The organism is Streptomyces sp. NPDC006512, from assembly GCF_040611935.1.
In the GTDB taxonomy this organism is placed as follows: domain Bacteria; phylum Actinomycetota; class Actinomycetes; order Streptomycetales; family Streptomycetaceae; genus Streptomyces.
This window is the reverse complement of record NZ_JBEXPG010000020.1, coordinates 1-14,733: the sequence shown is the minus strand read 5'-3', so window position 1 is coordinate 14,733 and position 14,733 is coordinate 1. Positions and strand designations below refer to the sequence as shown.

13 protein-coding genes are annotated in these 14,733 nt (G+C 72.7%); 8 read left to right on the top strand and 5 right to left on the bottom strand.

Annotation, left to right across the window (positions count from 1 at the left end; genetic code table 11):
• Positions 1 to 22: 22 nt before the first annotated feature.
• Positions 23 to 1,048, bottom strand: coding sequence for a glycosyl hydrolase (locus tag ABZZ17_RS16020; RefSeq protein ID WP_356876285.1), 1,026 nt, complete (start codon positions 1,046 to 1,048; stop codon positions 23 to 25).
• A complete protein-coding gene (locus ABZZ17_RS16015) occupies positions 1,045 to 2,592 on the bottom strand; it encodes a cellulose synthase catalytic subunit (RefSeq protein WP_356876283.1) in 1,548 nt (515 codons plus the stop codon). The genes ABZZ17_RS16020 and ABZZ17_RS16015 overlap by 4 nt, the downstream gene beginning before the upstream one ends.
• 487 nt (positions 2,593 to 3,079) lie before the next feature.
• On the opposite strand from ABZZ17_RS16015, the gene ABZZ17_RS16010 reads away from it, so the two are divergent.
• From ABZZ17_RS16010 to ABZZ17_RS15980, 7 genes are all read left to right on the top strand, one after another.
• Positions 3,080 to 3,460 (top strand): PPOX class F420-dependent oxidoreductase, encoded by a 381-nt coding sequence (locus ABZZ17_RS16010; RefSeq protein ID WP_356876281.1) that lies wholly within the window; start codon positions 3,080 to 3,082, stop codon positions 3,458 to 3,460.
• A gap of 45 nt (positions 3,461 to 3,505) precedes the next feature.
• The gene (locus tag ABZZ17_RS16005) at positions 3,506 to 5,035 is read left to right on the top strand and encodes a hypothetical protein (protein ID WP_356876279.1); all 1,530 of its coding nucleotides are present in this window, start codon (positions 3,506 to 3,508) and stop codon (positions 5,033 to 5,035) included.
• 167 nt (positions 5,036 to 5,202) lie between these two features.
• Complete coding sequence (locus ABZZ17_RS16000) at positions 5,203 to 6,045, top strand: nitrilase-related carbon-nitrogen hydrolase (protein ID WP_356876277.1); 843 nt, start codon at positions 5,203 to 5,205, stop codon at positions 6,043 to 6,045.
• Entirely contained in the window at positions 6,042 to 7,337 is a 1,296-nt protein-coding gene (locus ABZZ17_RS15995; RefSeq protein ID WP_356876275.1) for an aspartate aminotransferase family protein, read from the top strand. The genes ABZZ17_RS16000 and ABZZ17_RS15995 overlap by 4 nt, the downstream gene beginning before the upstream one ends.
• A 10-nt stretch (positions 7,338 to 7,347) precedes the next feature.
• Positions 7,348 to 8,748 carry a dihydropyrimidinase gene (gene hydA / locus ABZZ17_RS15990; protein ID WP_356876273.1) on the top strand — a complete coding sequence of 467 codons (1,401 nt, stop codon included), beginning with the start codon at positions 7,348 to 7,350 and terminating at the stop codon, positions 8,746 to 8,748.
• Between the two features lie 13 nt (positions 8,749 to 8,761).
• On the top strand, positions 8,762 to 9,763 hold the full coding sequence (locus ABZZ17_RS15985; RefSeq protein WP_356876271.1) for a TIGR03842 family LLM class F420-dependent oxidoreductase: 1,002 nt from the start codon (positions 8,762 to 8,764) through the stop codon (positions 9,761 to 9,763).
• Between the two features lie 295 nt (positions 9,764 to 10,058).
• Positions 10,059 to 11,552: an IMP dehydrogenase gene (locus tag ABZZ17_RS15980; RefSeq protein ID WP_356876268.1), complete on the top strand. Its 1,494-nt coding sequence runs from the start codon at positions 10,059 to 10,061 to the stop codon at positions 11,550 to 11,552.
• 52 nt (positions 11,553 to 11,604) lie between these two features.
• Here the strand turns inward: ABZZ17_RS15980 and ABZZ17_RS15975 are convergent, their stop codons facing one another.
• From ABZZ17_RS15975 to ABZZ17_RS15965, 3 genes are all read right to left on the bottom strand, one after another.
• A complete protein-coding gene (locus tag ABZZ17_RS15975) occupies positions 11,605 to 11,751 on the bottom strand; it encodes a hypothetical protein (protein WP_356876266.1) in 147 nt (48 codons plus the stop codon).
• Positions 11,752 to 12,096: 345 nt separating this feature from the next.
• Positions 12,097 to 12,291 carry a hypothetical protein gene (locus tag ABZZ17_RS15970; RefSeq protein ID WP_356876264.1) on the bottom strand — a complete coding sequence of 65 codons (195 nt, stop codon included), beginning with the start codon at positions 12,289 to 12,291 and terminating at the stop codon, positions 12,097 to 12,099.
• A gap of 202 nt (positions 12,292 to 12,493) precedes the next feature.
• Positions 12,494 to 13,594, bottom strand: coding sequence for a glutamate--cysteine ligase (locus ABZZ17_RS15965; protein ID WP_356876262.1), 1,101 nt, complete (start codon positions 13,592 to 13,594; stop codon positions 12,494 to 12,496).
• A gap of 224 nt (positions 13,595 to 13,818) precedes the next feature.
• On the opposite strand from ABZZ17_RS15965, the gene ABZZ17_RS15960 reads away from it, so the two are divergent.
• The gene (locus ABZZ17_RS15960; protein WP_356876260.1) at positions 13,819 to 14,643 is read left to right on the top strand and encodes an inositol monophosphatase family protein; all 825 of its coding nucleotides are present in this window, start codon (positions 13,819 to 13,821) and stop codon (positions 14,641 to 14,643) included.
• Positions 14,644 to 14,733: the final 90 nt, after the last annotated feature.

Sequence of the window (14,733 nt, the reverse complement as noted above, 5' to 3'; positions counted from 1 at the left end):
CGGGGGCGTCTCGGGTGCTCGGTCACGGCTTCTTCACGTCGAATCCGAAGCGCGGGTTCTCCGCCTGCTTCCTGAAGGAACGGGCCGCTTCCGGGGTGCTGGTGATGCGCCAGTCCGCTTCCTTGTCGAAGTCGAACCAGATGAAGCCGATGACGTCGTCGCGCTTGAGGGTGCCCTGGAAGAGGTCGGCGATGTCCGCGCTCTTGCGGGTGCCCGACTCGGCCGCCGTCTCGGCGATGAGGAACGGCTTCTGCGTGAAGCGCCGGATCTCCGTCATCGTAGGGCCGTACAGGGTCTCGTACGTGGCCGGGCCGGCCTTGCCGTAGTAGCCGACGACGCCGACCCAGTCGACGTAGTTGTCCCCGGGCCAGTACGGCTGGAGCCGCACGGTCGGCATCGGGTTGATCACGTTGGGGCTCCAGACCCAGATGACCTGGGTGGCGCCCTCCTGCTGGAAGACGTCGTGGACGTGCTTGTACGCCTCGACGAACTGCTGCGGGGTGGCGTTCTTGGTGCCCCAGGGGTACCAGTGGCCGTTCATCTCGTGCGCGAAGCTGAGGGCGACGGGCAGGTTCGTCTCCCGCACGGAGCGCGCGTACGCGCGGATGTACCCGTCCTCGCGGCCGGAGGAGATGTCGGCGAGGCTCTTCTTCATCGGCTCCCAGGCGATGAACGGCACGGCGCCGTACTCCCAGGCGTTGCGGACGAGCTTCGTCTCGTACTGGTCGCCCCAGGCCGAGTAGAACTCGATGACGTTCGGCTTCTTGCCGGCGTCGGAGGCGAACTTCTCGACGGGCTTCATCGACTCGGGCGCGCCGTCGGCGGCCAGGCCGAGGTACTTGTTCTTCGGCTGGAGGAGCGGCCGTACGTCGTAGGGCAGCGCGGGCGCGGCGGAGGTCCGGGAGCCCGCGCCGGAGCCGGAGTCACCCGCGCTCATCTTGTACTCGTCCCGCCCGGAGGAGGAGAAGGTGTTGCAGCCGACGGTGCCCGCGAGCAGGGAGCCGGCGAGGACCGCGGCCGTGAGGCAGCGGCGGAGGGAGATGGTCACGCGTGGGACTCCTGGGCGCGGGGCTGAACGAGGACGCGGCCGACGATGGTCGCGTAGAAGATGCCTGCGGCGAGCATGAGGGCGAAGTCCGGCGGATACATCGTGAGCATCCGCCAGGCCGCCAGCACCAGCCAGAGCACGGCGGTGCCGCCGGTCCAGCCGATCATGCCGATCCAGTAGCGGCGCATGCCGTTCTTCTTGGCGCCGTCGGATCCGGTGGGCTTCCAGCCCATCTCGCGGCCGCGCAGCACGTCCCAGACGGCGAAGGTGTGCGACCAGCCGTACATGAGCCGGGTGGACCAGGCCTCCAGCCGGTACGGGGCCCGGTGCCAGAGCGGCAGCACGAGGGTGACGTACGCGATGCTGGGCAGGACGAGGACGCTGGCCTCGGCGCGCAGCAGGTCGGGCTTGAGGACCAGCAGGGCGAGCGGGATGAGCGGGGCGATGAAGGTGGCCAGAGCGGTCTGGAGGTAGTAGAGGAAGCCGGAGACGTAGCACAGGCGCGTCTTGAAGCGCATGGGCATGTCCCAGAACTTCTTGCTGGTGAGCAGGGACAGCGAGCCCATGCACCAGCGGTACTGCTGGTTGTGGAAGGCGCCCGCGGAGTCGGGGCAGACACCGGCGGACAGGGCGAGCGGCACGTAGCGCAGCTTCCAGCCCAGGGCCCGCAGGTCGAAGCCGGTGTACATGTCCTCGGAGTGCTCGATCAGCGAGATCCCGCCGATCTCCTCCAGGGCGGCCCGCCGGTAGACGGCGCACGAGCCCACGCAGATGGACCCGTCCTTGTCCTCCCGGGAGGTCTGGACGGACCGGTAGAACTGCTCCTGGACGGCGCCGGCGCCGCGCTCGATCCAGTTCTGCCGGTCGGTGATGCGGAAGAACTGGGGGGACTGGACGATGCCGATCCGCTCGTCGTCGTCCATGTGCGGGAGCAGCTCGTCGAGGAGGTCGGCGCGCGGCGCGAAGTCGGCGTCGAGGATCAGGATGTGTTCGCCGCGGGTCATCGCGAAGGCGTGGTGCAGGTTGCCGGCCTTCTTGAACCAGCCGCGGTTGGGGCGGACGACGTAGGTGAAGCCGAAGTCGCGGGCCATCGCCCCGACCTCCGGGTCCGCCGCGTCGTCGAGGACGTACGCGACGACCTCGCCCTCGTAGGAGGCGGCGAGGCGGCGGACGTGGACCCAGGTGTTGTGGAGCACCTCGATGGGCTCGCCGCACACCGGCAGGTACACGTCGACGCTCGGCCGGACGGCGGGCCGCCAGCGGCGCACCATGCGGCGGTGGGCCTTGATGTCGAAGTCCTTGCTGAAGCCGTCGAGGTACAGCGAGATGAGATAGTCCGCCGTCACGAATGCCAGCGGGGGCAATGCCAGCCAGAACCACGGGCTGGATTTCGTGAACAGGAACTGGCTGGCCGCGAGGCAGGCGAAGCTGAGGAGGGACCCGAAAGTCAGCACCCACAGGTGCCGGCGGGCATAGGAATACTTCTCGACGTCGTCCGGCGGCTGGGGCAGCAGTCCGTGGTGCGCGGCGGTGCCGGACGGCACCGGTCTGCCCCGCCTCCGGGTGCCGCGCCGGGACCGGCTGCCGGCCGTCCTGACAAGGGTCCCGCCGCCGTTGCCGGTACCGCTCCCGATGCCGTTTCCACCGCCCGTGCGGGCAGCTTCCGTCGCACTCATTTCCAGACCCCCCCAGGCCCCCGGGCGACCGAGGCCGCGAAGGCCCCAGAGACACCCGGCCTACACAGCGGACGCATATTCGATCACAATCAGGATAACCCGCGTTTCGGGGAGGAATCGGGGGCCGGGACGAACAAGATGTACCAGGAAATGGTTGCACGACTCCGGATCACGGCTGAATAACGAAGACCCCACCGCCGGTGCGGGGGCGTTCCGTTGCGCGGGGCCGCGGTGTGTGGGCCGAGTGACATGGAATTAACAATTCCGGCATTGTGAACGTCTTGATCCGCAAGGCTGTTGGGGTGGGAATTGCCGGTCCGCCGGCCCCCTTCCGGCCACCCTCTAGGCTCCCTCCATGACCCTTGAAGAGCTGGGCCGGGCCCGGTACGTGAGCCTCACCACCTTCCGCAAGGACGGCACCCCCGTCGCGACCCCCGTCTGGGCCGTCGCCGACGGCGGCGAGCTGTACGTGTGGACCCGCAGCGACTCCTGGAAGGTCCGGCGCATCCGCAACGACGGGCGGGTCACCGTCGTGGCCTGCGACGTGCGCGGGCGCGTCGTGGAGGGCGCCCCCGTCCTGGAGGGCCGGGCGCGGCTGCTCGACGGGGAGGGGCTGAAGCGGGTGCGCCGGCTGATGACGCGAAAGTACACCTGGCAGTTCTGGATGGTGGACGTACCCGCCACCCTGGCGCGGCGCGGGAAGCGGCCGCACACCGGGATCGCCGTCAAGCTTTGAGACTCCCGTAGCCCGCCCGTAACACGGGTGGGATCCAATGCGGTCATGGAGACGCCGACTTCACTGGTGATCGGGCAACTCGCGGACTACCTGCGGGCGTTGACGAGCAGGCTGGATCCCGGGGCGGGCTGGTACGGGGAGTTCCTGCGGCGGGACCCCGAGGGGATGCGGGCCTGCCTGGACGGGGTCGCGGTCCCGCCGTGGGACGTACTGGACTCCCTGCTCGCCGACCTTGCGGGCGCGGCGGGCGCCGAACCGGCGGCGCACGAGGCGGTGTACGCGGCCCGGCTGAGGGCCGCGGCGGCCGCAGCCCTGGACGGGACCCCGGACGGGGCACGGGAGTTGCCCGCCCTGCTCGCGGCGGCGGCCGGCCAGCGGGCCGCGTCGGAGGCGGCGGTACGGACCCTGACCGCGCGGCTCGGCGCCGTGGCCGACCCGGGGGAGGCGGCCGCCCTGTCCCGGGAGCTGTCCTGGACCCGGGACGACGCCGCGCGCGCGGCCGCCCGCCACGCCGACCTGACGGCCCGCCTGCACGCGCTCCGCACCGCGCCGCGCCCGGCCCCCGCGGACCCCGCCCCCACCGGCCCTGCCGTGGGGCCCCTCCCGTCCGTACCCCGCCAGCGCGAAGCCCCTCCGGCCCCCCTGCCGCCGCCCGCACCGCCGGCCCCGCCGGCGTCCCCGGCCTGGCCCGGCCCGTCGGCGGACCCCGGACCGCAGGGGCACGCCGGGCCGGTCGCGCCGCCGGTCCCCCCGGCGGACCCCGGAGCCCCGGCGCCCGGCGGCCCCGGGTCCGCCCCCGCCCAGCCCCCCGTCGCGCGGGCCGAGGGGCGGTGGTTGCGCGGTGGCGGGCGGCGGGCCGGAGGGGCCCGGTACGCCGGTGCCACGGCCGGGCCCGACCCGGTGTCCGTCCTGCCGCCGGGAACGGAGACGGAGCCCGCCGCGTCGGCGCCCCGGGGCGCCCGCTTCGGCGCCCGGCCGGTCACCGCCCCCGGGACGCCGGACCGGCCGAAACCCGCCCCCGGGGCACCGGAACCGGCACCCCGCACCCCCGCGCCGGAGGTCGCCGCCTTCGTCGCCCGGCTCCTCGACCTGCGCGCACGCGGCCGGGGCGGCGAGGCGCACGCCCTGCTGTGCGAGGCCGCCGCCTGGCCCGCCCGGCTCCTGCCCGCCCTCGCCGCCGGACTCGCCGGCGCCGGGCTCGCCGCCGACTGGGCCACCCTGCTCTGGGAGGCGGCCTCGCTCCCGCCCGGCCGGCTCGCCGAGGCCGCCGCCGCGCTCGCGGACGCGGGCCGCGACACCGACTGCGGACGCCTGCTGCGCCAGGGCGTGGCCCGCCCCGCGGCCGAGGTGGCCGACGCCGCGCTCGCCCTGGGCGCCGCCGGCCGGGAGCGGGAGGCCCACGCCCTGCTCGGGGCCTTCGTGGGCCTGCGCACCGCGGAGGAGGCCGCCGCGCTCGCCCGCCGGGACCCGCACTGGTTCGCCCCCCGGCTGCTCCGGGCCGCCCGCTCCCAGCCCGGTACCCGGCACCGCGACCTGTCGCACGCCCTGCGCGTGGCCGGGATCCCGGAGGCCTGAAGCGCCCGCCTGCCGACCGTAATCGACCGCGTGGAGACGTAACTTGATCGACTACTCCAACTGCGCACGGCGGTCTTGCCCCGGGCTGTGACGCGGCCTACCTTCGACTCCCTACGCACCCCGTCTACGTGCGTAGAAGTCGGCGTTCCCGTCGCGAGGAGCAGCTCATGGCCCAAGTCGTCCGCGCCGCACTCGTCCAGGCCACCTGGACCGGAGACACCGAGTCGATGATCGCCAAACACGAGGAGCACGCCCGCGCGGCGGCTGCCCAGGGTGCGAAGATCATCGGCTTCCAGGAGGTGTTCAACGCCCCGTACTTCTGCCAGGTCCAGGAACCCGAGCACTACCGCTGGGCCGAGGCCGTCCCCGACGGACCGACCGTCCGCCGCATGCAGGAACTGGCCCGCGAGACCGGCATGGTGGTCGTCGTACCGGTCTTCGAGCTGGAATCCGAGGGCTTCTACTACAACACCGCGGCCGTCATCGACGCCGACGGCAGCTACCTCGGCAAGTACCGCAAGCACCACATCCCCCAGGTCAAGGGGTTCTGGGAGAAGTACTACTTCCGCCCGGGCAACCTCGGCTGGCCCGTCTTCGACACCGCCGTCGGCAAGGTCGGCGTCTACATCTGCTACGACCGCCACTTCCCCGAGGGCTGGCGCGCCCTGGGCCTGGCCGGGGCCCAGCTGGTCTTCAACCCGTCCGCCACCCACCGCGGGCTCTCCGCGCACCTGTGGCAGCTGGAACAGCCCGCCTCCGCCGTCGCCAACGAGTACTTCGTCGCCGCGATCAACCGCGTCGGCCGGGAGGAGTACGGCGACAACGACTTCTACGGCACCAGCTACTTCGTCGACCCCCGCGGCAAGTTCGTCGGCGAGGTGGCCAGCGACAAGGAGGAGGAACTCCTCGTCCGCGACCTCGACTTCGGCCTGATCAAGGAGGTCCGCGACCAGTGGGCCTTCTACCGCGACCGCCGCCCCGACGCCTACGGAGGGCTCGTACAGCCGTGACCAACCCCATTCCCCTGCACAGCCGCCACCGCACCGTCCTGCCCGACTGGCTCGCGCTCTACTACGACCGCCCCATCGAGCTCACCCACGGCGAGGGCCGCCACGTCTGGGACGCCGACGGCAACCGCTACCTCGACTTCTTCGGCGGCATCCTCACCACGATGACCGCCCACGCCCTGCCCGAGGTCACCAAGGCCGTCTCCGAACAAGCCGGCCGGATCATCCACTCCTCCACCCTGTACCTCAACCGGCCGATGATCGAGCTGGCCGAACGGGTCGCCGCACTGTCCGGCATCCCCGACGCCCGGGTCTTCTTCACCACCTCCGGCACCGAGGCCAACGACACCGCCCTGCTGCTCGCGACGACGTACCGCCGCTCCAACCAGATCCTGGCGATGCGCAACAGCTACCACGGCCGGTCCTTCTCCACCGTCTCCGTCACCGGCAACCGGGGCTGGTCCCCGACCAGCCTCTCGCCGCTCCAGACGTACTACGTGCACGGCGCCGTCCGCTCCCGCGGCCCCTTCGCGGCCCTGCCCGACGCCGAGTTCACCGCCGCCGCCGTAGCGGACCTGGAGGACGTGCTCGGACAGGCCCGCGGGGGAGTGGCCGCGCTCATCGCCGAGCCCGTCCAGGGCGTCGGCGGCTTCACCTCCCCGCCCGACGGCCTGTACGGGGACTTCCGCGAGGTCCTCGACCGCCACGGCATCCTGTGGATCAGCGACGAGGTGCAGACCGGCTGGGGCCGTACCGGCGAGCACTTCTGGGGCTGGCAGGCACACGGGCAGAACGGCCCGCCCGACATCCTCACCTTCGCCAAGGGCATCGGCAACGGCATGTCCATCGGCGGGGTCGTCGCCCGCGCCGAGGTGATGAACTGCCTGGACTCCAACTCCATCTCCACCTTCGGCGGCTCCCCGGTCACCATGGCAGCCGGCCTCGCGAACCTCTCCTACCTGCTGGAACACGACCTCCAGGGCAACGCCCGCCGCGTCGGCGGCCTGCTCCTGGAGCGGCTGCGCGCCGTCGCCGCCCACGTGCCCGCCGTACGGGAGGTCCGCGGCCGGGGCCTGATGGCCGGACTGGAACTGACGGAACCCGGCACCGACCGGGCCGACCCGGCCGCCGCAGCGGCCGTCCTGGAGGCCGCCCGCGCGGGCGGACTGCTCCTCGGCAAGGGCGGCGGCCACGACACCAGCGTGCTGCGCATCGCGCCGCCGCTGTCCCTCACCGTCGCCGAGGCGGAAGAGGGCGCCGACATCCTCGAACAGGCGCTCCGCAGCATCACGTAAGGGGATCCACATGAGCATCCGCACCCTGATCCGCGGCGGGCTGGTCGTCACCGCCGCCGACGAGCTCCACGCGGACGTCCTCGTCGAGGACGGCCGGGTGGCGGCGCTCGCCGCACACGGCTCGGCCGCGGCCCGGGCGTGGACGGCCGACCGCACGATCGACGCGTCCGGGAAGTACGTCATCCCGGGCGGCGTCGACGCGCACACCCACATGGAACTCCCCTTCGGCGGCACCGCGGCCTCGGACACCTTCGAGACCGGAACCCGCGCCGCGGCCTGGGGCGGCACCACCACCATCGTCGACTTCGCCGTGCAGGGCGTGGGCCGCTCCCTGCGCGAGGGCCTCGACACCTGGTACGCCAAGGCCGACGGCAACTGCGCGATCGACTACGCCTTCCACATGATCCTCTCGGACGTCAACGAGGGCACCCTCAAGGAGATGGACCACCTCGTGGGCGAGGGCGTCACCTCCTTCAAGCTGTTCATGGCCTACCCCGGCGTCTTCTACAGCGACGACGGGCAGATCCTGCGCGCCATGCAGCGGGCCTCCGGCAACGGCGGGCTGATCATGATGCACGCCGAGAACGGCATCGCCATCGACGTCCTCGTCGAACAGGCCCTGGCGCGCGGGGAGACCGACCCCCGCCACCACGGCGAGGTCCGCAAGGTCCTCCTGGAGGCAGAGGCCACCCACCGGGCGATCCAGCTGGCCCGGGTCGCCGGTTCCCCCCTGTACGTCGTCCACGTCTCGGCGGAGGAGGCGGTGGCCGAACTGGCCGCCGCCCGCGACAAGGGCCTGCCCGTCTTCGGGGAGACCTGCCCGCAGTACCTGTTCCTGTCCACCGACAACCTGGCGGAGCCCGACTTCCAGGGCGCCAAGTACGTCTGCTCCACGCCGCTGCGCCCGCGCGAGCACCAGGCGGCGCTGTGGCGGGGCCTGCGGACCAACGACCTCCAGGTGGTCTCCACCGACCACTGCCCGTTCTGCTTCCGCGGCCAGAAGGAGCTGGGCCGCGGGGACTTCTCGAAGATCCCCAACGGGCTGCCGGGGGTGGAGAACCGGATGGACCTCCTCCATCAGGCCGTCCTGGACGGGCACATCAGCCGCCGACGCTGGATCGAGATCGCCTGCGCGACCCCGGCCCGGATGTTCGGCCTCTACCCGCAGAAGGGCACGATCGCGCCGGGTTCCGACGCCGACATCGTCCTCTACGATCCGCACGCCGAGCAGATCATCTCCGCCGAGACGCACCACATGAACGTGGACTACTCGGCGTACGAGGGCAGGCGGATCACCGGACGCGTTGACACGGTCCTCTCGCGCGGGGAATTCGTCATCGACCGGCGCGAGTACGCCGGCCGGGCCGGTCACGGGACCTTCGTCCACCGCTCCACCTGCCAGTACCTGTAAGGAGAGTCCCCGCATGGACTTCGGTCTCGTCCTCCAGACCGACCCGCCCGCCTCCCAGGTCGTCAGCCTCATGAAGCGCGCCGAGCGCAACGGCTTCCGCTACGGCTGGACCTTCGACTCGGCGGTGCTGTGGCAGGAGCCGTTCGTCATCTACAGCCAGATCCTGGCGAACACGCAGAAGCTGCACGTCGGGCCGATGGTCACCAACCCGGGCACCCGCACCTGGGAGGTGACGGCCTCCACCTTCGCCACCCTCAACGACATGTACGGCAACCGCACCGTCTGCGGCATCGGGCGCGGCGACTCGGCGATGCGGGTCGCCGGGCGCGCCCCCAACACCCTGGCGCGGCTCGGCGAGGCCATCGACGTCATCCGCGACCTCGCCGAGGGCCGGGAGGCCGAGGTCGACGGCAATCCGATCCGCATCCCCTGGATCCGGGAGGGGAAGCTGCCCGTCTGGATGGCGGCGTACGGGCCGAAGGCGCTCGCGCTGGCCGGGCAGAAGGCGGACGGGTTCATCCTCCAGCTCGCCGACCCCTACCTCACCGAATGGATGATCAAGGCGGTGCGGCAGGCCGCCGTGGAGGCCGGACGGGACCCGGACGCCATCACGATCTGCGTGGCGGCGCCCGCGTACGTCGGAGACGACCTCGCGCACGCCCGCGACCAGTGCCGCTGGTTCGGCGGGATGGTCGGCAACCACGTCGCCGACCTGGTCTCCCGGTACGGGGAGCACTCCTCGATGGTCCCGGACGAGCTGACCGAGTACGTCAAGTCCCGTCAGGGCTACGACTACAGCCACCACGGCCGCGCCGGCAACCCGTCCGCGGACTTCGTCCCCGACGAGATCGTCGACCGCTTCTGCCTGCTGGGCCCGGCCGAGGCCCACATCGAGAAGCTCCGCACCCTGCGCGGCCTGGGCGTCGACCAGTTCGCCGTCTACGACATGCACGACGCCCGCGAGGCCACCATCGACGCGTACGGACAGCTCGTCATCCCGGCACTCAACGGCTGACGGCCCCAGGGCCGCCCAACCCCCGCGGGGGCCGCGCACCCGGCGCGGCCCCCGCGGGGGTTCGCCTCATGGACACGTCAAGTGCGGTAGCATCTCGCATGGCGTCAAGGAAGTCAACGCCTGTGCAGCACCGCGCAGGTCGGGTCCGTAGTGCCCCCGCTGTCGATGCGACCGCGCGTGCGAGCACCGTCCCGCCGAGTGCGCCCGCTCTCCCCGGTTGGTGACGATCCGTACTGACCGCACGAGCCCCGCCGGTTCACCCGAACCGGTTCACGGGCTCCGTTCTGGAGACGACGTGAAAATCCTCCCCGAAATCTCTCGCACGCTGAGTGAGTACCTCCTCATCCCGGGCCTGACCACGGAAGACTGCACGCCGGACAACGTGGATCTCGGGGCGCCGCTGGTGCGGCACCGGATCGGCGAGGAGCCGGGGATCCGGATCGCCACGCCCATGGTGAGCGCCATCATGCAGGCGGTGTCGTCACCGGCGCTGGCGGTGGCACTCGCCCAGGTCGGCGGGCTGTCGTTCATCCATCAGAACCAGCGGATCGAGGACCAGGCCGCGGACGTGCTGGCGGTGAAGCGGCACAAGGCCGGTTTCCGCACCAGCGAGGTCACCGTGGCGCCGCGGACGTCCCTCGGAGAGGTCGCCCGGCAACTGTCCGAGGCCGAGCAGGGCGTGGCCGTGGTCACGCGCAGCGGGGACGCGGACGGCGAGTTCCTCGGGATCATCAGCCTCGACGACTTCCACCTGGAGCGTCACGGGGCTTCCGAGACGGCCGGCAACCGGATGCGGGGCCGTGACGGCCTGGTCACCGCGCCCGCCACCGCCTCACTGTCCGAGGCGAACGAGCTGATCTGGCAGCACCACCTGGACGTACTGCCGGTGCTCGAAGACGGCAGGGTCGTCTCCCTGGTCCTCAAGCGGGACTACCAGGCCCACAAGACGTACCACCGCGCGAGCGTGGACGGCGCGAAGCGTCTGCGCGTGGGTGCCGGCATCAACTCCCGGGACTTCAAGGACCGCGTTCCCGCACTCGTGGAGGCGGGCGCGGACGTCCTGTGCCTGGACTCCTCCGACGGCTATTCCGAATACCAGGCGAGGACCCTCGCGTTCACCCGGGAGGCGTTCGGGGACGAGGTTCCCGTCGGTGCGGGGAACGTCGTCGACGGGCGGGCCTTCCGCTACCTGGCCGACGCGGGCGCGGCGTTCGTCAAGGTCGGCATCGGCGGCGGGGCCATCTGCACCACGCGGGCGCAGAAGGGCATCGGCCGAGGGCAGGCCTCCGCGCTGCTCGACGTGGTCGAAGCGCGCGACGCGTACGCGCGGGAGACCGGGGTGTACGTACCGCTGTGCTGTGACGGCGGTCTGCTGAACGACTCGCACATGGCCATGGCGCTGGCGATGGGCGCCGACTTCATCATGCTCGGCCGCTACTTCGCCCGGCTCGACGAGAGCCCGTCACGGAAGCTCCAGATCGGCGGCCAGTGGTACAAGGAGTACTGGGGCGAGGGTTCGAGGCGGGCACAGAACGCGGCCCGGTACGGGCAGGGCGGCCGGATGGTGTTCGAGGAGGGCGTCGACGGCTACGTGCCCTACGCCGGCAGCCTCTACGACAACGTGGAGCGGACCCGGACCAAGCTGATCTCCACGATGATCAGTTGTGGGTCGACCACCCTGCGGGACTTCCACCGGGACGCCGTACTGGTTCCGGTGTCGGCGGAGTCGTTCAAGCAGACCGGGGCCGAGATCGAGGTGCGCCGGCCCGCCATCGACGCCGGAGGGTGACGCGACCGGCCGGGCTGTTGCCCGGCCGGTGCGGGGCCGTCCGGCGCCGGGGTCAGTGCTTGCGGCGCAGGCGGGCGAGCAGGCCGCGCGCCTGTTCGCGCTTGCGCGGGTCGGCGGCCGCCCGGCGGGCCGATTCGATGGTCCGCCGCCCTTGGGGGCTGCGGCTGAACTCCTTGATCCTGGCGAGCAATCCGGCCATGGGCCCTCCCTGAGGTCGCGTCCTACGTCGCCCATGCCCGGGATCCGCGCCGTCAACCGGCCCTGACGGCCCCGGTGTCGGCGGGCGCGGGACGCGGCGGGAGCGTGGGGCGCAGGTGCCCGGGGTGACGGCCCAGCCCGTCGGACCGAGCCTGTCGAACCCAGCCCGTCGGACCCAGCCCGTCGGACCGCGCCCGTCGGACCGCGCCCGTCGGACCCAGCCCGTCGGACCCAGCCCGTCGGACCCCGCGCCTGCCGGCCCGTGACGTCACCCGGTACGGCCTCGCGCCGGACCCGGGCGGGCACGTGGCCCGCACCCGGGTGGGGTGCGGGCCACGCGGCGGCGTCAGGCGTCCGGGCCGGGCCGGGTGGGGTGCGGGGCCGGGGCCGGGCCGGTGACGGCCGGGTCGTCGTCCGCCGGCGGCTCGGGCTCGCGGCCCTCGGCCGTACGGACGGGCCGGCCGGACGTCAGGTAACTCCGGAGCTCCTGCTTGGCGTGTTCGTCACGGTAGGGGCTCATCTTGTCGCTGCCGCGCTGCATGTGATCGCTCTCCTCCGGCCGGCGGAACCGGCCCTCGGGTACTCGTACGCTCGCTCTCCGCCGCGCCGCCCGCGGCCCGCTGTCCGGGCCCGCCGTCAGGGCGACGCCGTGCGGTCCTCCCTCCGTCGCCCCCGAGCGTGCCCGGCACACCGCCCGCCACACACCCGAAGCGGGAAAAACCGGCCGGGACGGGCCGCCCCGCTCACTCCGCGCCCGCCGTGACGCGCACGCATTCGCGGACCACCGCCTCCAGACCGCCCTCCCGGCGGAGGATCTCGCGCTGACGCCACGCCCCGGTCCCGCTCACCACCAGCCGGGCCAGCCCGTCGCGGACGTCGTCGAGGTCGCCGCTGTCGGCGAGGGCGTCCGACACGTGCGCGAGGAGGGCGGCGAGCACCTTCTCCGCGGAGGACTCCCGCATGGTCAGCGGATCCAGCAGCGGCCCGTCCAGACCGGAGCGCGCCGCCCGCCAGGAGGCCAGGTGCAGCAGGTCCAGCCCGTGCCGCGCCGGCTCCTCCCCGGCGTGCCAGGCCCGGGCCGCGGTCTCCACCAGCCCCCGGACGAGGGCGGCGACCAGCACGGTCGTGGACGCCTCCAGGCAGACGTCGGCCACCCGGATCTCGACCGTCGGGTAGGACGCGGACAGGCGGGCGTCGAAGAAGACCATGCCCCGGTCGCGCAGGACCCCGGTGGCCACCATGTCCTCGACGCGCCGGTGGTACCCCTCGGCCGAGCCGAACAGCTCGACCGGCCCCGCGGAGGGCCAGCGGTCCCACACCCGGCTGCGGTAGCTCGCGTAGCCGCTGTCCTCGCCCTGCCAGAACGGCGAATTGGCGCTCAGGGCCGTCAGGACCGGCAGCCACGGGCGGATCCGGTCCAGCACCGCCACGCCCTCCTCGTCGGACTCCACCGCCACGTGCACGTGACAGCCGCTGGTGAGCTGCTCCTGCGCGGTCAGCCCGAACTGTTCGGCGATCCACGTGTAGCGCTCGCCCAGGTGGAGCGACGGCCGGACGGGCAGCGGAGAGGTGGCCAGGGCGGCGACCGAAGCGCCGGCCTCCCCGGCGCGCCGGGCCGCCTCGCGCCGCCAGCGCACGATCTCGTCCGCGAGGTCGGGCATGGAGGAGACCGGTTTCGTGGCGAACTCCACCTGTTCCTTCGCCAGCTCCTTCTCGAACACCTCCCGGCCCGTACGGTCGTCCCCCCGCGGGGACGCCGCCAGCACGGGCGCGGCCAGGGCGAGCGCCTCGCCCGTCTCCGAGCTGACCAGCAGCAGCTCTTCCTCGACCCCAACGGTGCGCATGTCCGGCTCCAGATCCCTCGTGTACGTCGGAACGGCGCGTCTGCCCGGTTTCGGCGCCGCCATGCCCGTCAGGGCCCGCCGGTTCCGGGTGCGGACACCCCACCGGGGTGTCACGGCCGCCGCGGGGCACCGGCCGCCGGGATTCACGGGGAATCCACCCGGTGTGCGGTCCCGCGTCGCGCACCGGCCTGGGGTTCGTCGGCGGGGCGTGCTTTGCTGGGGGCATGATCGATGAATTCCTGGACCGTGACCTGTCCGCCGTCGAAGAGGCCGTCCGCAAGGCGGCGGCGGCCGAGATCATGCCGAGGTTCCGGCAGCTCGCCGAGCACGAGGTGGACGAGAAGAGCGGCCCCCACGACCTGGTCACCGTCGCCGACCGGCTGGCCGAGGAGCACCTCACCGCCTCGCTGACGCGGCTGCTGCCCGGCTCGGCCGTGGTCGGCGAGGAGGCCGTGCACGCCGACCCGGACGTCTACCGGGCCCTGCGCGCCGACGCCCCCGTCTGGATCGTGGACCCGGTGGACGGCACCCGGCAGTTCGTGAACGGCGACCCCGCCTTCTGCACCCTGGTCGCGCTGGCCCTGCGCGGGGAGATCCTCGCCTCCTGGACCTTCGCCCCGGCCCTGGACGAACTGGCCACCGCCGTGCGGGGGCAGGGCGCGTACGTCAACGGCGAGCGGATCCACAGCGGTTCGCCCGATCCGGGCGCCGTGCTGCGCGTGGCCACCGCCCACCCGCTGTACACCACGGAGGAGGAGCGGCGGATCCTCGGCCGCCTGGACGTGCCCGGGGTCTCCTCGCGGCCCTGCGGTTCGGCGGGTCTGGAGTACCTGAAGGTGGCCCGCGGGGAGATGGACGCCCTGGCCTTCAACTGGCCCTCGGCGTGGGACCACGCGGCCGGCCTCCTGCTGGTCGGCGAGGCGGGCGGCACCCAGAGCACGGTCGATGGGGTGCCCTTCCGGGTGGACCGGGACAACGCGCTCCCCTTCGCCGTGGGCCGCGACGAGGCCACGACGACCCGGATCCGCGACCTGCTGCGCGGCGCCTAGGGCCTGTCGTCAAACTCCCGTCGTCGCCCGGAGGGCGGCCCTGCGGCGTCTGGTGCGTGCTCTCGGTGCGCCGGGCGGAAGCCCGCGTAC